Here is a 21,611-nt window from a genome sequence, read left to right on the forward strand (position 1 = left end):
TCCGGGTGCTCAGCAGGACGATCCGCGCGGAAGGTCGTGGAAGGTGCGCCCTCTACGCGGCCGTCAGGAGGGCGGCCCCGGGCGCTCGGGGCCTGGTGCGTCCCCGGGCGTCGGGGTCGCGCTGCGGGAGGAACGCGGTGCGCTTCTCGCGGTCGCGGATGGCGGTGCGCACTCTCGTACGAGGTACGGGGCCGGCGCAGCGCGCGCTGATGACGGAGCAGACGAGGAGCGCCGAGCCGGCGGCCGCGGTGGCGGCCAGCGCGACGGCGGCGGAGAGGCTGCCGCCCTCGGCGAGGAGGACCTCGGTGAGGAAGAGGACGAGGAGGGCGGCGGGGCGGAGGAGGCGGACGACCGCACGGCGCACACGGTTCATGTCGTCGTTCATCGGTCCCTCCCCTTCGCTTCGCGCTCCGTCATGTCCTCCAGCCGTTATACACGATCGGAGTCCAGCGGCCGAAGGAGCCGCCGGGGGGTGAGCAGCGCACGGCTGACGGGGTCCTCGGGGTCGGGGTCGAGTCCGGGGCCGGGCCGCATCTCCACGTCCTCGGGCGGTACGCCGATGTTTCCGCAGGCCGGGCACTGTCCGAACGCCCCGAGCTCGGTGCCGCACTCCGCGTGGACGAAGGTGCGCATGGGGAGCGTGCCCTCGATGTGGTCGCGGCCCCAGAGGCCGAGGGAGCGCAGGGTGGGCCAGAGGGCCTTGCCGCTGTCGGTGAGGACGTACTCGTCGCGCGGGGGCGATTCCTGGTAGCGCCGCTTGGCGAGGACCCCGGCCTCGGTGAGCGCCTGGAGGCGGGTGGCGAGGACGGCGCGCGGGATGCCGAGGTGGCCGAGGAAGTCGTTGTAGCGGCGCACTCCGTAGAAGGCGTCGCGTACGACGAGGAGGGTCCAGCGCTCCCCGATCACTTCGAGCGCGCGGGCGATGGAGCACTGCTGTGCCGCGTAGTCCTTGCCGAGAGCCATACGAACACTTTACGCCTCAGGTTCGATGAATGAACTTAGGCGTGCTAGCGTGGCGCACCTCAGTAGGTTCATTCACCGAACCCACTCATCCATCGCATCCGCCCTGCCCCCGTTCCGGGCGGGCCGGTCCCGGAGGGACGTCATGACCCAGCAGCCCGTACGGACCCGCCTCGCCCCGGAGCGGAGGACCGGCCGCGTCCGGCCGCCGCACCGGCCCGGCGCGACCCTCGCCGTCACGAGCGCGGCCACCGCCGTCGCGCTGATGAACTACACCGCGCCGATGACGGCGCTCCCCGCCCTCTCCGCCGCCTTCGCCACCCCGCCCGCCGCCCAGGCCTGGCTGCTCAACGGGGCGCCGCTCGGGCTCGCGGTGCTGCTGCTGGTCGCGGGGAGCCTCGCCGACGACTTCGGCCGTCGCCGGCTCTTCCTGATCGGCACGCTCGGCCTCGGGGTCACCACCGCGCTCGGGGCGCTCGCCACGGGCACCGTCGGCTTCACCCTCGCCCGGGCCGGCCAGGGCGCCGCGAGTGCGGCGATCCTGGCCTCCAGCCTCGGGCTGCTGGTCGGCGCGTACCCGGTCGGGCATACGCGGATCAGGGCGATGGGGGTGTGGGGGGCGTTCGTGAGCGCCGGGATCGCGCTCGGCCCGCTGCTCGCCGGCTCGCTCGGCTCCCTGGACTGGCGGCTGACGTATCTCGCCCTGGGGCTCGGCGCCCTCGTCACCGGGGCCTTCGCCTTCCGTGCGCTCACGGAGTCCCGCGCCCCGCGCGCCGGCCGCCCCGATCTGCTCGGCGCCGCCGTGCTCGGCCTGGCGATGACCGCGCTGCTGACGGCCCTGACGCTCGGGCGGGACGGCTGGCTGCGCGCCCCGGTCGGCCTGCTGCTGCTCGCGGCGGTGGCCCTGACCGCCGTGTTCGCCGCCGTGGAGCGCGGGGCGGCGGCCCCGCTGATCGACCTGGCGCTGTTCCGCAGCCGCGCCTTCCTGGCGGCGACGGCGGGCGGCCTGTTCACCGGGCTCTCGGTGATCGGCCTGTTCAGCTATCTGCCGACCCTGCTCCAGCACGCGCTGTCGCTGTCGGCGCTCGACGCGGCCTGGCTGTTCCTGCTCTGGTCCGGTACGTCGTTCCTGGTGGCCCTCCAGTCGCGGCGGCTGGCCGGCCGGGTCACGGCCCGGCACCAGCTGGCGGCCGGCTTCGCGCTCCACGCGGTGGCGGTGCTGCCGTTCCTGGGAGCCCTGACGGGCGGCTCGGAGCCCTCGGTGTGGGCGCGTCTGATCCCGGCCCTGATCGTGTCCGGCGCGGGCAGCGGTCTGATCAACGCGGCGCTGCCCCGGCTCGCCGTCGAGTCCGTACCGCCGGAGCGGGCGGCCATGGGGTCCGGTGCCAACAACACCGCCCGTTACCTCGGCTCCTCGGCCGGTGTGGCCGTGACGATCGCGGTGGCGACGACTCCGGCGGGCGCCGACGGGGCGGTGCTGCTGTCGGCCGGGACGGCGCTCGTGGCCACGGTGGCCGTCCTGCTCCTGCGGCGGCGCTGAGCCTTCCCGGACGGCCGTGGCCGGGCGCGCGCCGAGTGTTCTCCCGCGCGCCCTGAGGCCTTCATCACCGCTGCGGTCCGCGCCCTCTCACCTCTCGCCCGACCCGCAGTACCGTGTGGCCATGCGCCCCGACACGCCTGCCGACCACATCACCGAAGCCGAGCGCCTGCTGCGCACCGCGGCGCAGTATCCCGAGGACCACGAACCGCTGTTCCTCCAGGCCGCGGCCCACCTGGAGCTCGCCGGTGAACGCGCCCGCGCGAGCACCCTCTACGACGAGCTGCTCGGCTCCCCCGATACCACCATCGACCACCCGCACCTGGTCAAAGCGCTCAAAGCGGCCAATCTGTGGGAGTACGGCCATGAGGCGGAGGCCCGCGCGATCATCGACGGCATCCGCTCCGCCGGCCCGCTCGACGCCGCACCGTGGGAGATCGCCGCGGAGACGCTCGAAGCGCACGACGAGCTGGAGGCGGCCCACGACTTCTTCTCGACCGCGCTGACGCTGCTCCTCGCTCCTGGCGAGGAAGTCCCGTACGCCACCCAGTCGCTGCTGACCGGGCGGCACCGGGTGCGCAGGCTGATGGGCGTCGCCCACGACGCGTGGGACGAGCTGGCCGACACCCTGCACACGGCGGCCGTCCCCCTCGACGAGCTGCACGACCCGAAGCGCCTGTGGTCGCTCGGCTCCTCCGACCCGGGCGAGCTCCAGGCCGAGATCAACCGGCTCCGCGCCGAACTGGGCACCTACCGCAGCGCGTTGTCCCGCCCGTTCCCCGTAGCGGTGCTGCACTGGCCCGAGGACGAGCTGCGCGAACTCCTCACCGCCTACCCGGATCTGGCCCAGGAGTACCTCTCGCACCAGGACCATCTGGCGCGTCTGGAGGCGGCGTTGCGCGATCTGCACGCCACGGGCACGCCGAATCTCGGCATCGTGACGGGCACGGTCCCCTCCTACGAGGCGTTCGCCGCGTCTGAGGCCGCGTCCCCGTCCGACCCCGATCTGCTCCCCCAGTACGCCACGACGCTGGCGGCCCGTGGCCGCGCCGTGCCGTGGCCCCCGGCGCGCAGCGCGGCGTGCTGGTGCGGTTCGGGCCGCCCGTACCGCGAGTGCCACGGGGCGGGCTGACGGAGGCGTACGGCCGTCACCTGCCCCCACGGGGCGACCTCCGCCGTCACCTGCCCGCGAACACGTCCCGCAGGGCCTTGTCGAGCGCGCCGGCGGCCTCGGCCGTGTCGGGCCGTTCGGCGGCCAGCAGCGCGTGGACGTGGGACTGGAGTACCTGGGTGAACGCGCCGTAGTACGGGGTGCGCGGCCGCTGCACCGCTTCGGTCAGGGCGGCGCCGAGGGTCCGGATGTACGCGGCGCGCGCCTCGGCCCCCTGTCCCTTCGGCGCGCCCTCCCCCGGGGCCGCCGCCTTCGGCGCGTCACCGGCGGGCCGGAGCGCGGCGGCGACGCGGGGCCAGCAGCGCTCGGTGGAGCTGCCGTAGGCGGAGGCCCTGGTCGCCGCGAAGCCCGCGTCGAGCAGGCAGCGTTCGCTCTCCCGTGAGGTCAGGAAGGTGATGAGCGCGCGGGCGTTCTCGGCGCGGGGCGAGTCGGCGGTGACGGCGAGGTTCTGCCCGCCGAGCACGGCCTTGCCCGGCAGCCGGTTCACCGAGTAGGCGCCCGGCTCCATGAGGCTCCCCAACGCCCCGTACGCGTAAGGCCAGTGGCGCAGGAAGACGGCGCGGCCCTCGGCGAAGTCCGTGAGGGACGCCGTCTCGTCGGAGGTCAGGGCGGCGGGCTGGGCACGGCCCCGGTCGACGCGGTCCAGGAGCGCGTCGAGCCCCTTCTTCAGCTCCTCGGCGTCGGAGCTGTACGTCCCCTCGCTGTCGGTGAGTTCGACCCCGGCGTCGGCGAACGCCTCGACGGTGTTGACCGTGAGCCCCTCGTACTGCTTCAACTGGGTCGTCCAGCCCGCGCGTTCGTCGTGGCGGACCGGGTTCAGCCCGAGGGTCTTCACGGAGGAGTAGAGCTGGTCCCAGGTCCAGTGGGCGTTGGGCTGCTTGTCGACGTCGATGTCGGCCTTCGTCAGGAGGTCGGGCCGGTAGTAGAGGAGGCCCACGTCGGTGTTGAACGGCCGGGCGTAGGAACGGCCCTTCCAGACGGTGGTGGCGTGGACCTGCCGGATGAAGTCGCGGTCGTCGTCGGCCGCGGGGCCCGACTCGTCGACGGGCAGCGGGCGGATGAGCCCTGCCTCGGCGAACTCCGGGATCCAGGTGATGTCGAGGTTCACCACGTCGTAGCGGGCGCTGCCGGACTGGAGGGCGCCGAGGAGCTGGCTGCGCTGCTGGTCGGCGCCGCCGGGCAGCTCGACGAGCTTGGCCTGCTGGCCCTTCGACCCGGCGTGCCGGCGGTTCCACTCCTCGATGAGCTGCTGCCGCACGCTGCCGGAGCCGGTGACGTCGAGCCCGCTGGCGACGACGATGGGCCCCTCCTCCGCCGCCGCCTGATCGTCCTGGGGCCCGTGCGTGCCCCCGGACCCTCCCGTGCAGGCGGCGGAGACGAGCGCGAGCAGACAGCCGAGGGCGAGGGCGGCGCTGGCCCGGCGGCGGCCGGGACGCCGGCCCGTGCGGGTCATTCCGCGTCTCCCGTACCGGTCCTGGCGACCTCTGCCGCCAGCTCGGCGGCGATGTCGTCGGCCGGGTCCAGGCACCGTCCGCCGCTCGCGCCGGCGAGCCGTTCGCCGAACCGGCCGGGGGTGCACGCGCCGTCCTGGAGCGACACCGTCACGATCCGGACGAGGGGGGTCTTCCCCGCCTCCGCGACCAGCCGCTTCTGCTCCTTCTCGGCGACGGCTTCGAAGTCCTCGCCGTCGGTGACCAGGACGAGGAGCCGGGGCTGTTCGGCCCCGGTGGCCTCTCCGCGCAGCGTGCCGAGCGCCGCGTCCAGTCCCGCCGCGATACGGGCGTCGAAGGCGGCGGTCCCCGCACCGGCCACGGCTTTCTGCGCGACGGCCCGGGTGTTGGGCCCGAAGGGGACGAGGTCCGTGGCCGGTTTCCCCTCGGCGACCGCGGCCATCCGCACCCCGTACGAGTCCCCGGCGCCCAGGGAGGTCATCGAGCGGGCCACCAGTTCCTTGGCGCCGCCGGTGCCGTCCCAGACCCGCTTGTCCGCCATCGACGTCGAGTTGTCGAGGAGATACAGCACCCGGCCGGGCCCGAGCGCACCCCGGTAGCGGCTCAGGGTGTCGCTCAGCGAGGCGGAGGCGTCGGCGTCCGGTCCGGTCACGGGGATCTGTTCGCGTACGGCCGTCGTGTTGTCCTCGCTCCGCAGCACCGAGTCTTCGGCGGGGGCGGCGGGGCCACCCTTCTCGCCGACGCCCCGGAAGCCGTCGTCGGTGAAGCACTTCTGCGCGTCGGGGTCCGTGGCGAGCCACTCGTAGAAGTCCTCGACGGCCGCCGTGCGGGCATCGGCGTCCCGGTCGGCCCCGGCCCAGGTGACCCGGACGAAGGGCAGGTCCAGCATCGGCACGTCGGAGGGGTAGTGGGCCACCCGGTGCGCCAGCGCCTCCGACGCGCAGCCGGGCCGGCCCGGCTCGCCCGCCGACAGGTTGAACTGCGCCAGGGTCTGCTCCGGTACGAGCACGGCCGCCCGGTCCTCCAGGTCGTTGTGCGCCCCGTCGGCCAGGACGCACATCAGTTCCCGCGCGGTGGAGGGCATGGGGCGCAGGGCCTGTGCCATGCCCTGTTCGACCGTGGAGGCGCGCCCTGATCCGGAGGAGGCGTACAGCGCGTCGGTCGCCAGCAGGGCGCCCTCGGTGTCCTCGGGGTCGGGGCGCAGGATCTCGACCGGCTGGCCGGCTTCGAGCGCGGTGACGATGGTGCCGAGCGGGTCGTCGGTCTGCAGGGACTGCGCCAGCGCCATGGTGTCCGGCACGCCGAGGACCATCGGGGTGTAGGCGACGGAGCCCAGCCGGTCGAGGTCCACGACGCTCCTTCCCGCGTCCGCGCCGGGCTTCCCCGAACCGGTCACGGACGAGGCGTTCCCACCGCCCGCCCCGCCGGCCGTCGCGCGCTGCCAGGCGCTTCCGGCGGCCGGGATCCAGATGTCCGGCTGTGCGCCGACGTCCCGTTGGGGCCGCGGGCAGTCGCCGGACGCGGGGCAGGTGGCGGGCGGTTCCTGCCAGAGGGAGGAGGACCGGAGGGCCGCCACGGCGTCGGTGGCCTTGGCGTCGTACACATTGATGCCGACGGTCCGGCAGCCGTGGCCGTCCCGCTTGGGGTAGGCGTCGGCGGCCTTCTGCACGGTGGACTTCAGGTCGGGGTCGGTGAGCACGCGCAGCTCCAGGGGCGACGCGCAGTCACCGCCGGAGGGCGCCCCCACGAGGTACCACGCGCCGGCCGCGGCGAGCGCGACGACACCCGCCAGGGCGACGGCGGTCGTACGTGTCAGACGGTGGGCCAAGGCGGCGAAGAGCCGGCGCGGGAGGGCCTGCGCGGACGAGCGCGGCCCCCGCGTCGTGACCGCCGTCGGCGGACCGTCCTCCAGGGCCAGCCCGGTCGGGGGCGGGGGCTCCGCGTCCACCGGGTGTGCGAGGACCACGTCGTCGCCGTGCCGCAGCTCGTCCGGGATCCACGGGTGCCCGTCGACCGCCTTGAGCGGCGCCATCGCCCGGCGGATCCCGGCGACGGTCCGGGTGAAGGTGACCGGCTCCTCCTCGCCGGTGGTCAGCAGCCGGTGGAGGGCCGCCGTGAACTCCGTACCGGTACGGGGATCGCCCGGCGGGATCTCCACGCCCGGCTCGGCGGCGGTGAGCAGGGCGAAGTTCTGCCCCGCGGCAGGACTGAAGGCGCGGAGCGCGTTGCCGGCGAAGCAGCAGTCGAGGATGACCACGACCCAGTCGGCGCGGGAGTTGCGCAGCTCGGGCATCACGTCGTCGCGCCAGGACAGGGTGTCCACGAAGGGGTGGTGCCGGTCCCTGGTCACCCGGGAGTCGGTGAACATCAGGTTGAGGTCGCTGCCGTCGGGGCGCACGATGCCGTGCCCGGCGAAGTAGACGACCAGCAGGCCGGTCACGTCCCTGCGGGCGGCGGCGAGCGCGGCGCGCACCCGGAGCGGGTCGACGGCGGGGGCGGGGGCGGGGCCCTTGGGAGTACCGCCCTTGGGACCGCTGCCCATGTCGGGGCCCTTGGGACCACTGCTCGTGTCGGCGCCGTCCGCCGGGATCACGACGAGGTCGTCCGGGCCGAGCACGCCGGTGCGTTCGGCGGTCAGGGCCTCGCGCATGAGGCGGAGGTTCGTGGCGACGGCGGGGAGGTCGTTCCGGGCGCCCGTGTAGTGCTCCACGCCGATGAGCACGGCCCTGTGCCGCCTACGGCCGTTCTCCTCGCCGCGCGCGTCGTACGGCGGCACGGCCGCTAGACCTCTCCGGGCTCGTCGCCGCCGCGCGTTCGGTTTCCGCCACCGGCCCCGGGGCCCGCGTCGGGGCCACCGCGGGTCTCTCCGTCCGTGTCGCTGCGCGCGCCGTCACCGGAGTCGGTGTCGCCGCGGACGCCATCGCCGGTGCCGTCGCCGGGGTCGGTGCCCCGGCGCGCGTCGTCGTCGGTGTCGCGGCTGAGGTCGGAGCCCGGCCCCCGGGACGGCCCGTCGAGGGTGACGCGCGGCGTCTCCTCGGGATCGGCGAACCGGCGCCGGTTGCGCAGCCAGGTCTCCACGGACCGCCACGCGTTCTCGGTCACGGAGCGCGCCACCTCGACGGAGACGACCAGGATGATGTCCTGGATCAGCTCCCCGCCCATGGCCTCGGCCTGCGTGAGCGAGTCCTTGCGGGCCAGGGTGACTTCGTCCCGCTTCAGCGCGCCCTCCAGGACCGGCGCGTTCTTCAGCCAGGCGTGCAGGGCTTCGACGTCGTCACGCCGGGTGTGCGTCCCGCTGAGGCTGATCCGTAACTCGATCCTCCCCGGCCCCGGCCCCTGCTCCCGTACGCCCGTGTCCGCCCCGTCCGCCATGCCTGCCCCCATCGGCCCCGCCGCCCTCGCCCCGCCAGGGCGTGGTCACTGAACACAGGAGTATTTCACGGCAGTTGACACCCGGCACCCCTTTGTTACGCGCCTTCTGAAGGCAGTTGGGCCCTCACCGATGACTTTTGCGTCCCCCGGCGGTCATAGCTACCGAGAGGCTCACGATCACCCGTGGGACTCACCACGACGGACCACGACGGACCACGACGGACCACCGAGGACAGGACGCGACGACATGACCGACGCAGTGAAGGGCCCCGCGAGCTACTTCCCCTCGATCGAGAAGAAGTACGGCCGCCCGGTCGCGGAGTGGAAGGAGCTCGTCCGCTCCTCGCCCCTCACCCAGCACATGGAGCTCGTCTCCTGGCTCAAGACCGAGCACGGCATGGGCCACGGGCACGCCAACGCCCTGGTCGCGCACACGCTCGCCGAGGGCAAGTAGACGGGCGCCCGGGTCCTTCTCCGACCCGGGGCCGGTGGTCAGCCCTCGTCCCGGGGGATCACCTGCTCCGACCAGACGGTCTTGCCGTCCGGCGCGTACCGGGTGCCCCACAGCGAGGCGAGCTGGGACATGATGAAGAGTCCCCGCCCGCCCTCGTCGACCGCACCGGCGTACTTCATGTACGGGGCGGTGGTGCTGCCGTCCCGGATCTCGCAGGTCAGTCCCCGGTCGAGGATGAGGCGCAGCTCCACCGGCGGGCTGCCGTAGCGCACGGCGTTCGTCACCAGCTCGCTGACGATCAGTTCGGTCGCGTCACCGGTGTCGTCGTCCACGTGCCAGCGGGCCAGCGTCCGTGACGTGAGGCGGCGTGCGGTGGACGGCGCCGTCCTGTCGTACGGCAGCTCCCAGGCGGCGTACCGGTCCTCGGGCATCGCGTGCGTCCGGGCCAGGAGCAGGGTCGACCCCCGCAGCTCGGGTGAGTCGGGCAGGGCGTAGGCCACCGCGTCGCACAGTTCCCGCAGCGGCCGGTCCGGGTGCGCGAGCGCCTGGTGCAGCGGGCCCGCCGGGAACTCGGCGTGGCTCCGCAGCGCCCCGCTGTGGAGCGCGAGCAGGCAGCCCTCCTCGACCGGGAAGGAGACGGCCGCGACCGGACCGCGTTCCGCGGAGCCGAGGGGCGGCCCCTGGATCACGCCGACCGTGCTGACGGTGCCGTCCGGTGCGACGAGCAGGGGTGCGGGATGTCCGGCGGAGGCCGCGGTGCACGTGCCGGTGAACGGGTCGTACACGACGTACGTGCAGGTCGCCATCAGTGGCTCCCGGTGCAGCGGGTCGCTCTCCGGCAGCTGGGAGCGCTCCTCCGCGAGTCGCGCCGCGGTGTCGTAGAGCCGGGCGAGCAGCTCGTCCGCCTCCAGGTCGAGCGCGGCCAGGGCCTGGACGACGGTGCGCAGCTGCCCCATGGTCGTGGCGGCCTGGATGCCTTCGGCGCCGACCTCCCCCACGACGAGGGCGGTACGGGCGCCGGGCAGTGCGATCGTGTCGAACCAGTTGCCCCCTCCGCCGCCGGGAATCAGCAGGTGGTCGGTCTCGACGGCGGGCTGGGGCGCCGGCGTCTGGGGCAGCAGCCGGCGCTGGAGGGCGCTGGCGACGGTGTACTCGTGCACGTAACGGCTGGCGTTGTCGATGCCGAGGGCGGTGCGGGAGGCCATCGCCAAGGCGACGGGGATGTCCGCCTCGGTGAAGGGCTCGGAGTCGCCGCAGCGGTAGAGGCTCACCAGCCCGAGGACGGCGCCGCGCAGCGTCAGCGGTGCCAGCAGGAGCGTATGGGCGCCCCTCTCCCGGATGGCGTGCGCACGCGCGGGGTCGGCCTCGGCCCAGGGCGCGTCCTCGACCGGGACGACGCGGGGCCGCAGGTCGGACAGGGCCCGCTGGAACGGCGTCCCGGGCGGCACGGCCCGCACGTCGCCGACGGGGTGTGCGGGGTCGTCGCCGCCGCCGTACGCGGCACGGCGCAGCGGTACGTCGCGGCCGAGCGGCCCGGGCTGCGGGGACTCACCGCGCAGGACGGCGTCGACGATCTCGACGACGCCCACGTCCGCGTACTCCGGGACCACCGCCTCGACGACGTCCCGGCAGGTGGCCTCGATGTCCATCGTCCGACCGACTCTGTCGCGGACGGCGGCGAGCGCCGTGTCCCGGACCTGGTGCCTGACCCGTTCGGTGACGTCGACCACGGAGACGACGACTCCGAGGACGGCACCGTGGTCGCCCGGCCGCGTCCTGTGCCCCTCCTGGAGGCGGAACGCCGAGAGGGAGAGGGTGCGCCGCCCGCCTGCCACGTCGCCCGGGAGGGCCCGGTAGAGACACTCGACGCAGGGCACACCGGTGCGCAGGACCTCCTGGATGCCGGATTCCACGCGCTCCGGTTCGTCGAAGGCGCACACCTCGCGGAAGGGCCGGCCGCGCAGCCGTGCGGTCTCGTCCGTGTCGGGGTCCATGGAGGGGTCGCTGATCCGCAGGAGGCGGAGGTCCGGATCGAGTACGTGGATGCGTACGCGTTCCTGCGTGAAGAGCACGTCCAGCAGCGCCTCGTCGATGGGGTCCCCGGCGCCTTCACCGTCGGCCTCCCGGACGGCCCAGCCGGCCCCGCCGAGCGGCTCCAGCCGCAGCCCCGTACGCGCGTCGGGGCCCTCGCCGGAGTCCCCGTCGTCGGGGCCCCCGCCTGCCGGGCCCCCGTCGTCCGTGCCACCACCGTCCGTGCGCGCGGTGTCGCCCGCCAGTACGTCCGTGAGGGGCAGGCCGAGTGCGTCGGCGGTGGCCAGTCCGAAGCGCCGCTCGGCCGCCCGGCTCCAGCCGGTGACCGCACCGGCGCCGTCCACGACCATCAGGGGCGCATCAGCCATGAGCTTCGCTCCTTCGCCCCCTCACGGGGCCCGGACGGGGCCACGCACACGTGGACACGTACGCAACCAGCATCGGCCTCCGCCCCCTGGGCCGCTACCGGAGCGGGGCGGACCGATGGATCAGCGGGCCGGGGCCGCCGGCAGGCTGTCCGCCGAGGACGACGGGGCGGGCGGCGCCGGTGGAACGGACGGCGGTGCGGGCGACGGCGGTGCGGGCGACGGCGGTGGGGCGGACGGCGGTGGAGCGGACGGCGTCCTCCCGCCCAGCCCCCGCAGGAGACCGACCGACAACGCGCCCGCCCCGGCCATGACCACGGCCGCGCCGACCGCCGCGATGCCCAGCCCATGGACGAAGGCGTCCCGCGCGGCCGACAGCACGGCGTCCGCCGCCGCGTCCGGGAGCCCCGCCGCGACCGCCGCGGCGCCGCCCAGGGTCTCGCGTACGGCGTCGGCGTGGGGCATCCCGGCGGGCAGGGCGTCGGCCATGTCCCGGCTGTAGACCGCGGCGCCGATGGAACCGAGGATCGCCATGCCCAGGGCGCCGCCCAGCTCCTGGCCGGACTCCAGCACGGCCGCCGCCGATCCGGCACGCTCGGGTGGGGCCGCGCCCAGGGCGAGTTCGTTGGCCAGGGTCATGGCGGCGACGAGCCCGCCCGCGTACACAGCCCCGCCGGTGAGGGCGAACCACAGGGGTGAGTCCGTGCGCAGCTGGGACAGCCACAGGAATCCGCAGGCGGCGACGGCGAACCCGCCGCCCATCACGTACGCACGGTCGGTCCGCTGGGCGAGCGCGGCACCGGTCGGCGCCATCAGGGCCACGCCCGCGGCCGGGACCAGGCTCCACAGGGCGGCGGTGAGGGGGCTCTGGCCGAGCACGGACTGGAGGTACTGCGTGAAGAAGACGGCCATGCCCACGGTGGCGAACATCGCGAGCAGATTGGCGAGCACCGGCCCGCCGAAGGCACGCCGCCCCACGAGCCCCAGGTCGATCATCGGGTGGTCGAGGCGCCTCTGCCGGCGTACGAAGACGACACCGAGCAGCAGCCCGGCGGCGACGCAGAGCGCGGGCAGGGGCTCGTACCCGTGCCGGGCCCACTCCTTGATGCCGTAGATGACCGCCAGGAGGGCGCCGAGCGAGAGAGCGGCGCTGAGCAGGTCGAACCGGCCGCGCGCGGTGGTCGCGGTCTCGGGCACCAGGAAGGGCACCAGCACGAGCAGCAGCACCATGGCGGGCAGGTTGATGAGGAACACCGAGCCCCACCAGAAGTGTTCGAGCAGCAGCCCGCTGACGACGGGCCCCAGCGAGATCCCGGTGGTCATGACGCCCGTCCAGAGAGTCACAGCCTTCGCGCGCTGCTTCGCGTCGTGGAAGAGGTTGCGGATCAGGGCGAGGGTCGAGGGCATCAGGGCGGCCCCGCCGAGCCCCAGCAGCGCGCGTACGCCGATGAGCACCTCGGCGGAGTGCGCGTACGCGGCGGCCACCGAGGCTGCACCGAAGACGGCGGCGCCCGCGAGCACCAGGGTGCGCCGGCCGATCCGGTCGCCGAGGGCACCCATGACGATGAGCAGCCCGGCGAGCACGAAGCCGTACATGTCGAGGATCCACAGCTGCTGGGTGGCGCTGGGCTCCAGGTCCTGGCTGATGTACGGGATGGCGAAGTAGAGGACGGACACGTCCATCGAGACGAGCAGCAGCGGCAGCATCAGGACGCCGAGGGCGGTCCATTCCTTACGGCCGGCGCGGGGACCGGGCGAGTTCTCCATGCGTTTCTCCATGCGACATACGGAACCGGCCCGCCACGTACACCGCAAACACTCCCCTAGTGCACCGACACGATCACCCAGCTGAAGCGGGATCGGCGGCCCCAGGTGCACTAGTACGCTGGCCCCATGACCACGGAACCGCCCTACCTCCGTATCGCAGGGGAGATCCGCCGGCGCATCGCCTCGGGCGAGCTCGCCCCGGGCGACCCGGTGCCCTCCACCCGCCGGATCACGCAGGAGTGGGGCGTCGCGATGGCCACGGCCACGAAGGCGCTCGGCGCCCTGAACCAGGAGGGGCTGGTGCGCCCGGTGCCCGGCATCGGCACCGTGGTCGCGGAGAGCGGCCGGGAACGCGCCACACCGCAGGCCAGGCAGCCACAGCTCAGCCGCGAACGCGTCATCCGTACGGCGATCGCACTGGCGGACGCGGAGGGCCTGGCCGCACTCTCGATGCGGCGCCTCGCGACGGAGTTCGGGACCTCCACCATGGCGCTGTACCGCCATGTCCCGAGCAAGGGCGAACTGGTCCGGCTGATGTCGGAAACGGTGTTCGGCAGCGGCCCACCCGACCCCCGCCCCACGGGCTGGCGCCCGCTGCTGGAGCAGGAGGCGCGCTGGCTGTGGAAGCAGTACGCACAACACCCCTGGCTGGCCCGCGCGATGGCCGGCCTCACCCGCCCGACGGCCTCCCCGAACGCGATGCGCTACACGGAGCGCGTCCTGACCGCCCTGACCGGCCTCGGCCTCACCCCGGAACAGATGCTGCACATCCACCTCACGGTGCTGGGCTACGCCCAGGGCATCGCGATGGCGGTGGAACTGGAGCTCCAGGCCCGGCAGGACAGCGGGATGACGGCGGACGAATGGATGACGGCGGTCGAACCTCGCATGGACGCGATCCAGACGACGACGGCCTACCCGGTCCTGTCGACACTCTTCGACGAGGGCAGCTTCGAACTGGACCTGCACACCCTCTTCGAGTTCGGGTTGGGGCGGGTGCTGGACGGGGTGGAGGTGCTGGTGGCGGGGGCCGACCGGAGATGAGACCTGAAGTGCCGAACCCCCTGTATTTCTCAGTCGCATCCGCCCGAGCGTCCGGACTGCCGGTCGCGCAGCACCCGCAATGCCAAGGGGCACCTGGCACCGGCCCGTTCCGCGATCTCCGCGACCCTCCGCCGATCGCCCACGAGGGAAATCTGCAGCGGTTTCGGACAGTCCACCCGACCAGGAGAAGCCTCGCGATCGTCGGACGCGGAGCGAGCGGACCGTAGGAGACTGGTGGTGATGAGCCAGATCAGACCTTCGTCCCCGGGTGTTTCCGCCCGGATGAGCCGCCAGGCACGCCGTGACACCAAGCCGGAGGTCGCGGTACGGAAGCTGTTGCACGCGGCGGGCTATCGCTTCCGGGTGAACGCGCGCGTACCGGACATGCCCCGGCGCACCATCGACATCGCCTTCACCCGGGCCAAGGTCGCCGTGATGATCGACGGCTGCTTCTGGCACGGCTGCCCCGTGCACGCCACGCAACCGAAGTCGAACGCTGAGTGGTGGCGGGAGAAGCTGGATCGGAACATGGCCAGAGATCGGGAGACGACCGAGCATCTGGCTGCGGCAGGGTGGACGGTGCTGCGATTCTGGGAGCACGAGGCACCGGACGGTGCCGCGGAGCTGGTCGCGGCGGCCGTCGAGCAGGGACGACGGACGCGGAACAAGGGCGGGGGCCTATGAGCAAGCTGCGGTTCGTCGATGTGTGCGCGGGTGCGGGGGGATTGGCACTGGGACTTCAAGCGGCGGGTTTCGCACCCACGCTGCTGCTCGACAAGAAGCAGGTGGCCTGCGAGACGCTTCGATTGAACCGGCCGGCCTGGAACGTCCTGGAGATGGATCTTCTGGATTTCGATCCGGCAGAGCACCAGCACACGTACGACGTGGATCTTCTCTCCGCCGGGCTGCCCCGGGTGAAGTCCAGCGCGACGGTGGCGAGGGCGGAGACCGAGGAGGAGCTGCGGTTGCTGGAGGCAGCCGTACTGCTCGCGCACTCCATCCAGCCCCGTGCGCTGCTCATCGAGAACGTCCCCGGGCTGGTGGACTCCCCGAACTTCGAGGACGTCCGGGAGTTCATCCGCAAGGAACTCGAACATCTCGGCTACCGGTTCCGCTGGTTCGTCCTCAACGCCGCCGACTTCGGTGTACCGCAGGATCGCAAACAGGGGGTGCTCGTCGCGCTGAAGGAGGAGTACTTCGCAGCGTTCAGCCCTCCGGTTCCGACGGTCACGCATCACGTACCGGTGGGACAGGCATTGCGTCGGTCCATGGCAGCCCGCGGATGGCCCGGGGCGGACGCCTGGGCAGCTCAGGCCGTGAGCGTCGCTCCGACGCTTGTGGGCGGCTCGGACAACCGAGGAGGCGCGGACCTGGGGCCGACGGGGTCGAAGAAGGCGTGGGAACGGATGAGGGTCAACGGCGGAGCGTTGGCCGACGATGTTCCGGGACCGCACGACGACGTGTCCGGGATGATCAAACTCACCGGTGAGCAGACGGCTCTTCTGCAGGCGTTCCCTCAGGAGTGGCAGTTCGCCGGGAAGAAGACCGCTCGCTACCGGCAGATCGGGCACGCCTCTCCCCCTCCGGTCGGGACGGCACTCGGACGGGCCGTCGCCACCGCTTTGAACAGCTGATCCCCGAGCGGGCGGCGGCCCCTGCCACGATCGGCCGGAGTGATCTTGATCGCCGGCTACACTTGCACACCATGACCCATCCCTCTCCCCCTTCACTTCCCCCTGCGAAGTTCGCGATCGTCGATCTCTTCGCAGGGCCCGGCGGCCTCGACATCGCCGCCACGATCATGAAGGACGAGGGCGTCGAGAGCATCGGCGTGGAGTGGGATGACGCCACACGTGCCACACGCGCGGCGGCCGGGCTCCTGACCACCGAAGTGAAGGATGTCGCCGCGCTCGGTCCGTGCGACCCCTCGGTCGTCGAGGCGACCGTGCTCACCGGCGGGCCTCCCTGCCAGTCGTTCTCCGTGGCGGGGAGCCGCAAGGGTCACAAGGCTCTGGACGACGTGCTGCGCCTGGCCACACGGCTGGCGGACCATGAGGACGAGGCGTCGTTCGATGTCGCCTGGAAAGAGGTCAAGGCCGAGACCGACGCGATGTCGGACGACCGGACCGGGTTCGTTCTGCAGCCGCTCCGCTGGATCATGGAGGCGAAGCTCAAGCGTCGCAGGCCGTACGAAGTGATCGTGCTGGAGCAGGTGCCCACCGTGCTGCCGGTGTGGAAGCACTTCGTGGACATCCTCCGGCGGACGGGCTACGCCGCCGAGGCCCATGTCCTGCACACCGAGGATTTCGGCGTCCCGCAGACACGGCGCAGGGCGGTCCTGATCGCTCAGTTCGACCCGGGGAACGTCCATCGGAAGGTCCGTTTCCCGAAGGCGACGCACCAGCGGTACCGGAAGGGCGCCGAACGGCTCCCTTCGGCACACGACCGCGGGGACGGATCACTGTTCGACACCTCGTACACCGGCGACGACGTCGAGCCCTGGGTGTCCATGGGGGACGCACTTCGTGCCACGCGCACGACGGAATTCGTGATGGTGTCCAACTACGGATCAGGGGGCGACCCGAAGAACCGCGGACGTCGCGAATCAGGGGAGCCGGCCCCGACGGTCACGGGCAAGGTACGCCGCAACCGTCTCTACCCCCTGCGGAAGAACAGTTCGGGCGAGATAGTGATCAGGCCCGAGGAGGAGCTCGATCGCCTCTCCCCCGAGGAAGCCGGTCTGCTCCAGTCCTTCCCCGCCGAGTACCCCTGGCGCTCCACCGACGTGGCGCAGCAGATCGGCAACGCCATTCCGCCCCGTCTGTCGCTGCACATCCTGAGCATGGCGCTGCTCCGTGAACCTCCGCAGGAGAAGTGGTACACGCTGTTGAAGGAGTGGCGACCGAAGGCAGCGCCGCCCGCGACCGTCCGGCGGCCGGCCCGGCCTCAGACCTCGCCGCCGGTCCCCTCGTCGGCGTCCGGCCGCCCCCGCACGGGGGCTCCCGCGAAGATTTCCGCGAAGTGATCGACGAGCACGTCCACCGACTGCTCCGGAGCCTTCTCCTCGTACGGCCCGACGGGCAGGTCCCTGCGCGGTACGGCCGGGGCTGACTCCGCCGCCTCGATCCACTCCCGCAGCGGCTTGCCGTCCCGTGCGGCATCCGGGGCGACGACGTCGTACATGAGTGTCGCGGCAGAGGCGTTGATGGCCGCCACCAGTGCGTTCACCTCGCGCCCGGTGCGGACGGTTCCTCGCTCCATCAGGCGCACCGTCGCCAGGGCGGTCGGTCTGTGGTCCATCACGTCGACCCGGAGCGCGGTGTTCAACATGTCCTGGTTCGCGCACATGGTCACCACCGGCCTGTAGTCGGGGCCGTCGCGGAACAGTTCGGCAGCCCACCACAGTCGCGCGAAGGCCTGGGTGTACGCAGGCCCTCGGAACCGCCGGGCGGCGACCTTCGGCGGGGCGTCCTCCGACTTGGCCGCGAGGTGGCGCCAGACGACGTAGTCCGGCGCCACCCCGAGGGCCAGGTAGTTCCAGAACCTGCGATCGGCCGCCTCCCGCCGGGTGAGCCTGAGCGCGGCGTGCAGGCGAGGTGCCAACCAACCGTCGGCTGCTGTCGGCCTGTCGTCCCGGAACTGATACATCGCGTCCTCGACCAAGGCACGCACCGGATCCAGCTCCGCACGGCTCTCGCCATCGTGCGGCAGCGGCTCCGTGGTCTTGTTGAGCGCTATGGCGGGCACGTCCTCCTTGCCGCTGAGCAGCCCGTCGGTGAGGTACTGCGCCGCGTTGAGGTCCGCGAGCAGAGCCAGGCGCTCCGGAAGGAAGTTCGGTTTGTCGGTCATGCGTCGGCCCCCCGATGGATGCTGTCCAGACCACGGATGGTGGTGCTCAGTGCCTTCGGCACGTCCGCCCTCCGTGTGGCGGCGTAGTGGATGCGTGGTTGGAGGTCGGTCCAGCCGGATGTTCCGGTCCGCCGCCTGTGCACCTCTCCCAGTGCGTCCTCGACGGGGCGGTCCGGCACGACGTCGGGCAGCATCTCCCGCAGCACTTCTCCGCGCCAGTCGCGAGGGAACAGCGGGGTCCCGTCGTCCTCGATCTCCAGATCCCCGATGGCTGTGTGGAAGACAGCCGTCCATACGTCCGTGCACAACTGGGCGATGAGCAGGTCCCGCACCATGTTGTCGACGGAGGTGCCGTTGCCACCGACCAGGTCGGAGACGCCCTCGAAATCGGTGTTGATGTGCACGACGGGTAGGTCACCGGACGTGTCCACGACCCAGGGCACCTCGTGGAAGCCGCGTAGCCACTGCGGACCCTCGCGGAAGCCCACCTCGACGACGTCCAGTTCCCGATCGCGCAGCGGAGCTTCGGACTTCAGGTCGACGATCCAGTCCTTGGTCGACGCCGCGATCTCACGGCCCGCCACACCGTCCACCGTGGCAACGACATGCACGGACATCGAAGCCCGGTCCCGGTGGTCCGCACGCCAGAGGTCGAGGTGTCCCACCCACTGCCGACCGCCTTCCGCTCCGGGGGCGAGCGCAGTGGTGATCCGCGTGTTGGTGGCTCCTTCGCTCAGCACCACGACGACCGCGAGGTCGGTCCAGGGACTGTCGGGGGCTGTGGCGCGGCCCGGCACGGTCGCCTCGACCGTCATGCGGAGCCACTCCCAGTCGTCGCGTTCCGACACACCGGGGGCGACAACCTGCTCCACGGCGGAGAACGCGCTCGTGTCGAGGGGATCCCTGATGTCGTCCGGTCCCCTCAGCTCGACGGCGGTGACCCGGAGCGACACCACACCGGGAAGCCGCCGGTACGGGTATGCCCTCATGCCTGAGCCCCCTTGTCTGCGCGGAGTTCGACGACCAGACCGCTGAACTGGGCTCGTACCGGATGGGTGGACACGTCGGTGGTCCCCCGGAAGGTCGCGGTGCGTGAGCCGGGTGCGAAGCGGATCGCGCCGTCGACGATTTCGCAGTTGTGCACGGCGACAAGCTCGGACCAGGCCAGCACCGGCCGGGGTCCGGAGCGCACGTCGAGCTTGGCCACCGGAGCCGGTCGCCAGGAGTCGCCACCGACGGGAATCTTCATCTCGGCCGTGACACACCACGCACCGCTGTCGTCGATCCGGGCGTCGAGCTCTTCGAGCGTCGGGGGGCCCGCGACGGGCGTCGGTCGGGAGGTCTTACGTCCCCCCACGGCAAGACGCTTGCGTAGTCGTTCCGAGCCGGCCTTACGACTCTTCTTCGGCAGCGCGACCAGGTCACGCACAGCCTTGTTCGCCTGGCTGGTGAGCGCGCCGATCCGGCGGTACGCGGAGGGCGAGTACAGCATGCGCAGTTCCTCCGTCTGCCCCCACCTGTCGTGCTCGGGCGGTTCGGCAGCGCGCAGGAAGGCCTCGGCCTCATCCGCGAAGGGTGCGTCGTCACCCGCTGCCCTCCCCACGAGCAGCACGGCCTGGAAGGGGTTCGTCCCGACCGGAAGGCCGGGAACCCAACCGGCCTTGACCGTCATACGGTTGCCCCGCATCGTCGTCACCCTGTTCGGCTTGCCGTGGTCGCGGTCATCGGCCTCCGTGACCAGCAGGACGGCCCGGTGCTCCCCACCGTTCCCGCGATCGGCACGCCCCGGCACCACCAGCGGGACAGTGGCCATGGCCACCTGCCCGGAGTCCGTCATCCTGTCGACGGTCGTACCGTCCAGGAAGGCCTGCAGGGCCCGTGTCCTCGAAGGCTGGGTTTCCCGAGGGTCGACCCGTGCCTCCGGAATGACCTCCACCCCGTTACGAAGCGTCCTCACGGAGGCTTCCAGCAGAGGTCTCTGCTTCCCGCCTCCGGTCATCGCCGCCCAGAAGTTGCGTCCGAGTGCCTCCTTGAGACGGTGGTGCATGCGGTGCACGCTGTCGTCGTCCTCGACATCGGCGTCGCCGTCGGTCCCTTCGACGAGGCTGGCCACGTCGTGCGCGCCGACGATGAGGAACGAGGTGCCGGGCTCGGCACTCTCCCTCGTGAGGTGGAGGCGCTCGGTACTCTCCTCGTCGGCCCACCACGAGCGGGCCACATCGCCGTTCTCCGCGTCCGGGTCCGGCCGCCCGAACCAGGCCGGGCCGGCCCACGGCCTGTCCTCCACCTTGCGCCAGGGCAGGTCGAGGCGGCCGATGAGCCGACGCTCGGTCCGTCCTTCGTGCGGCTCGGAGAGGGTGGAGTTCATGAGAACCAGACCGAGGCGGCTGGTCGCCCAGAGCGTCGCCTTCCCCAGCCCGTAGGACCCCCCGGCGCCACTCACCGATTTCTGGCTGTCAAGCTGGCGGCGCACGACCGCGGCGAATCGGCCGGTCTCGTAGTCGTCGCCTGTCAGGCCTGAGGCGTTGTAGTCGTCGATACGGAGGAGCACGAGCCGGTCCCGCTCGTACATGTCGCTCAGGCCGGCCGCGATCATGCGCCCGACCTTCTGGTCCTGTTGCGCGGCCGCCTCGTAGTGGGGAAGCAGGTCGTCCCAGCGGATCTCGTCGCGGAACCGGGCCAAGGCCTCGCCCGACAGTTCGTGCAGGGTGTAGCGGACCCGGACCGGCTGGGAGAGGTCCAGCCGTTCGTCGAGACTGTTCTGGGTCGCTTCCCGGGCCAGGACCTCGACGTCGGCCTCGAACGCGAAGGCAGCCGCGTTCCCGAACTCGCGTCCCCCGTCGGCGTGTCCAGGCCGGTGGTACCAGGAGACCGGTAGACCGGCCAAGGTGTCGGCGGTACGCGTATGGATGGTCCCCAGGTCCGTACCGAGCGCCTCGGCGATCTTGTTGATCGTCTCCTCGCGAGGAGTCGCGCGGCCCGTGATCCAGGCCGAGACAGCAGCCCGGGTGAGCCCGATGCGCTGGGCCAGATCGGCCTGACTCATGCCTGACTGCTTCAGCTGTCGGGCGAGCCAGGGACCGAAGTCCATGCCGGTGTCCAACCTCATCACTCCTCAGCTACGGCTTCGGCCATGACCTGCACGATACACCCCCCGTTTGACACTGACACCCCGTCCGACAACGGCCTTTGACAGCCCCCCTTCGCGGCCTTCTTTCTACTACCCCTTCCCTGAATCGAATGTCCCAGGGTGCCCCAAAGGGGCGGAATTAAGCGGATTCACCCCCTCCGGATCGTTCCCTCCAGGTTCACCCTGAACACTCGCCGGAACAGCGCCCCGAAAAGGCCTCCCTCGCCTACGGATAGGCCTTGTGGAGGCTCCTTTCGACCGTGTACCGTCAGAGCAGGGACGCCTCACCCGGCGCTATCGAGCCCTTTCTTCATGGGGCCTTGTTTTGCATGCCATGAATTATTTCAGAACGCCGGGGAGGGAATTCTTTTCGAAGAAAAATGCGAAACCTATTGCCTCGGTCAACCGAATGCGCTTCGCTTCTCGCACATCTCATCCGACTGATTCGCTACCGACTTCACCGTCCCCGAAGAATCCTTT

General features: G+C 72.0%; 17 protein-coding genes. 7 read left to right on the forward strand and 10 right to left on the reverse strand.

Features of this window, described 5'->3' with window-relative positions:
* Positions 1–52 precede the first annotated feature (52 nt).
* Positions 53–385 carry a DUF6412 domain-containing protein gene (locus tag JKV81_RS14675; RefSeq protein WP_099172798.1) on the reverse strand — a complete coding sequence of 111 codons (333 nt, stop codon included), beginning with the start codon at positions 383–385 and terminating at the stop codon, positions 53–55.
* Positions 386–429: 44 nt separating this feature from the next.
* On the reverse strand, positions 430–963 hold the full coding sequence (locus tag JKV81_RS14680) for a winged helix-turn-helix transcriptional regulator (RefSeq protein ID WP_202076313.1): 534 nt from the start codon (positions 961–963) through the stop codon (positions 430–432).
* A 142-nt stretch (positions 964–1,105) separates the two neighbouring features.
* Here JKV81_RS14680 and JKV81_RS14685 point away from each other — a divergent pair, with 142 nt between their 5' ends.
* Positions 1,106–2,500: an MFS transporter gene (locus JKV81_RS14685; RefSeq protein ID WP_129263336.1), complete on the forward strand. Its 1,395-nt coding sequence runs from the start codon at positions 1,106–1,108 to the stop codon at positions 2,498–2,500.
* Between the two features lie 121 nt (positions 2,501–2,621).
* A complete protein-coding gene (locus tag JKV81_RS14690) occupies positions 2,622–3,629 on the forward strand; it encodes an SEC-C metal-binding domain-containing protein (protein ID WP_202076314.1) in 1,008 nt (335 codons plus the stop codon).
* A 46-nt stretch (positions 3,630–3,675) separates the two neighbouring features.
* Here the strand turns inward: JKV81_RS14690 and JKV81_RS14695 are convergent, their stop codons facing one another.
* The 3 genes from JKV81_RS14695 to JKV81_RS14705 are packed head-to-tail and all read right to left on the reverse strand — an operon-like array spanning position 3,676 to position 8,491.
* Positions 3,676–5,121 (reverse strand): extracellular solute-binding protein, encoded by a 1,446-nt coding sequence (locus tag JKV81_RS14695; RefSeq protein WP_202076315.1) that lies wholly within the window; start codon positions 5,119–5,121, stop codon positions 3,676–3,678.
* On the reverse strand, positions 5,118–7,895 hold the full coding sequence (locus JKV81_RS14700; protein ID WP_202076316.1) for a caspase family protein: 2,778 nt from the start codon (positions 7,893–7,895) through the stop codon (positions 5,118–5,120). The genes JKV81_RS14695 and JKV81_RS14700 overlap by 4 nt, the downstream gene beginning before the upstream one ends.
* 5 nt (positions 7,896–7,900) lie before the next feature.
* Positions 7,901–8,491, reverse strand: a complete 591-nt coding sequence (locus tag JKV81_RS14705; protein WP_236056670.1) for a hypothetical protein — start codon at positions 8,489–8,491, stop codon at positions 7,901–7,903.
* A 247-nt stretch (positions 8,492–8,738) separates the two neighbouring features.
* Between JKV81_RS14705 and JKV81_RS14710 the strand changes: the two genes are divergently transcribed.
* A complete protein-coding gene (locus JKV81_RS14710; RefSeq protein ID WP_202076318.1) occupies positions 8,739–8,945 on the forward strand; it encodes a DUF4287 domain-containing protein in 207 nt (68 codons plus the stop codon).
* Between the two features lie 38 nt (positions 8,946–8,983).
* Here JKV81_RS14710 and JKV81_RS14715 read toward each other — a convergent pair whose 3' ends face one another.
* Both JKV81_RS14715 and JKV81_RS14720 read right to left on the reverse strand, forming a co-directional pair.
* The gene (locus JKV81_RS14715; protein WP_129263354.1) at positions 8,984–11,344 is read right to left on the reverse strand and encodes a SpoIIE family protein phosphatase; all 2,361 of its coding nucleotides are present in this window, start codon (positions 11,342–11,344) and stop codon (positions 8,984–8,986) included.
* A 120-nt stretch (positions 11,345–11,464) separates the two neighbouring features.
* Positions 11,465–13,108, reverse strand: coding sequence for an MFS transporter (locus JKV81_RS14720; RefSeq protein WP_202076333.1), 1,644 nt, complete (start codon positions 13,106–13,108; stop codon positions 11,465–11,467).
* 126 nt (positions 13,109–13,234) lie between these two features.
* On the opposite strand from JKV81_RS14720, the gene JKV81_RS14725 reads away from it, so the two are divergent.
* From JKV81_RS14725 to JKV81_RS14740, 4 genes are all read left to right on the forward strand, one after another.
* On the forward strand, positions 13,235–14,152 hold the full coding sequence (locus JKV81_RS14725) for a TetR/AcrR family transcriptional regulator C-terminal domain-containing protein (RefSeq protein ID WP_202076319.1): 918 nt from the start codon (positions 13,235–13,237) through the stop codon (positions 14,150–14,152).
* A 240-nt stretch (positions 14,153–14,392) separates the two neighbouring features.
* Positions 14,393–14,836: a very short patch repair endonuclease gene (locus JKV81_RS14730; RefSeq protein ID WP_202076320.1), complete on the forward strand. Its 444-nt coding sequence runs from the start codon at positions 14,393–14,395 to the stop codon at positions 14,834–14,836.
* Positions 14,833–15,786: a DNA cytosine methyltransferase gene (locus tag JKV81_RS14735; protein WP_202076321.1), complete on the forward strand. Its 954-nt coding sequence runs from the start codon at positions 14,833–14,835 to the stop codon at positions 15,784–15,786. The genes JKV81_RS14730 and JKV81_RS14735 overlap by 4 nt, the downstream gene beginning before the upstream one ends.
* A gap of 71 nt (positions 15,787–15,857) precedes the next feature.
* Positions 15,858–17,177 (forward strand): DNA cytosine methyltransferase, encoded by a 1,320-nt coding sequence (locus JKV81_RS14740; protein WP_202076322.1) that lies wholly within the window; start codon positions 15,858–15,860, stop codon positions 17,175–17,177.
* On the opposite strand, the gene JKV81_RS14745 is transcribed toward JKV81_RS14740, so the two are convergent.
* The 3 genes from JKV81_RS14745 to JKV81_RS14755 are packed head-to-tail and all read right to left on the reverse strand — an operon-like array spanning position 17,099 to position 21,110.
* Complete coding sequence (locus JKV81_RS14745; protein ID WP_202076323.1) at positions 17,099–18,001, reverse strand: DUF6339 family protein; 903 nt, start codon at positions 17,999–18,001, stop codon at positions 17,099–17,101. The genes JKV81_RS14740 and JKV81_RS14745 overlap by 79 nt on opposite strands.
* Positions 17,998–18,990 (reverse strand): hypothetical protein, encoded by a 993-nt coding sequence (locus JKV81_RS14750; protein ID WP_202076324.1) that lies wholly within the window; start codon positions 18,988–18,990, stop codon positions 17,998–18,000. Before JKV81_RS14750 ends, JKV81_RS14745 begins: the two co-directional genes overlap by 4 nt.
* Positions 18,987–21,110: a helix-turn-helix domain-containing protein gene (locus tag JKV81_RS14755; protein ID WP_236056675.1), complete on the reverse strand. Its 2,124-nt coding sequence runs from the start codon at positions 21,108–21,110 to the stop codon at positions 18,987–18,989. The genes JKV81_RS14750 and JKV81_RS14755 overlap by 4 nt, the downstream gene beginning before the upstream one ends.
* Positions 21,111–21,611 lie beyond the last annotated feature (501 nt).

Origin of the sequence: Streptomyces silvae (assembly GCF_016745505.1) — a bacterium.
GTDB classification, from domain to species: domain Bacteria; phylum Actinomycetota; class Actinomycetes; order Streptomycetales; family Streptomycetaceae; genus Streptomyces; species Streptomyces silvae.

Coding starts and splice junctions, on each gene's coding strand:
- JKV81_RS14735 (WP_202076321.1), top strand. CDS start 14,833: ATGAGCAAGCTGCGGTTCGTCGATGTGTGCGCGGGTGCGGGGGGATTG.
- JKV81_RS14680 (WP_202076313.1), bottom strand. CDS start 963: ATGGCTCTCGGCAAGGACTACGCGGCACAGCAGTGCTCCATCGCCCGC.
- JKV81_RS14720 (WP_202076333.1), bottom strand. CDS start 13,108: ATGGAGAACTCGCCCGGTCCCCGCGCCGGCCGTAAGGAATGGACCGCC.
- JKV81_RS14750 (WP_202076324.1), bottom strand. CDS start 18,990: ATGAGGGCATACCCGTACCGGCGGCTTCCCGGTGTGGTGTCGCTCCGG.
- JKV81_RS14730 (WP_202076320.1), top strand. CDS start 14,393: ATGAGCCAGATCAGACCTTCGTCCCCGGGTGTTTCCGCCCGGATGAGC.
- JKV81_RS14710 (WP_202076318.1), top strand. CDS start 8,739: ATGACCGACGCAGTGAAGGGCCCCGCGAGCTACTTCCCCTCGATCGAG.
- JKV81_RS14715 (WP_129263354.1), bottom strand. CDS start 11,344: ATGGCTGATGCGCCCCTGATGGTCGTGGACGGCGCCGGTGCGGTCACC.
- JKV81_RS14725 (WP_202076319.1), top strand. CDS start 13,235: ATGACCACGGAACCGCCCTACCTCCGTATCGCAGGGGAGATCCGCCGG.
- JKV81_RS14745 (WP_202076323.1), bottom strand. CDS start 18,001: ATGACCGACAAACCGAACTTCCTTCCGGAGCGCCTGGCTCTGCTCGCG.
- JKV81_RS14675 (WP_099172798.1), bottom strand. CDS start 385: ATGAACGACGACATGAACCGTGTGCGCCGTGCGGTCGTCCGCCTCCTC.
- JKV81_RS14685 (WP_129263336.1), top strand. CDS start 1,106: ATGACCCAGCAGCCCGTACGGACCCGCCTCGCCCCGGAGCGGAGGACC.
- JKV81_RS14695 (WP_202076315.1), bottom strand. CDS start 5,121: ATGACCCGCACGGGCCGGCGTCCCGGCCGCCGCCGGGCCAGCGCCGCC.
- JKV81_RS14740 (WP_202076322.1), top strand. CDS start 15,858: ATGACCCATCCCTCTCCCCCTTCACTTCCCCCTGCGAAGTTCGCGATC.
- JKV81_RS14705 (WP_236056670.1), bottom strand. CDS start 8,491: ATGGCGGACGGGGCGGACACGGGCGTACGGGAGCAGGGGCCGGGGCCG.
- JKV81_RS14755 (WP_236056675.1), bottom strand. CDS start 21,110: ATGAGGTTGGACACCGGCATGGACTTCGGTCCCTGGCTCGCCCGACAG.
- JKV81_RS14690 (WP_202076314.1), top strand. CDS start 2,622: ATGCGCCCCGACACGCCTGCCGACCACATCACCGAAGCCGAGCGCCTG.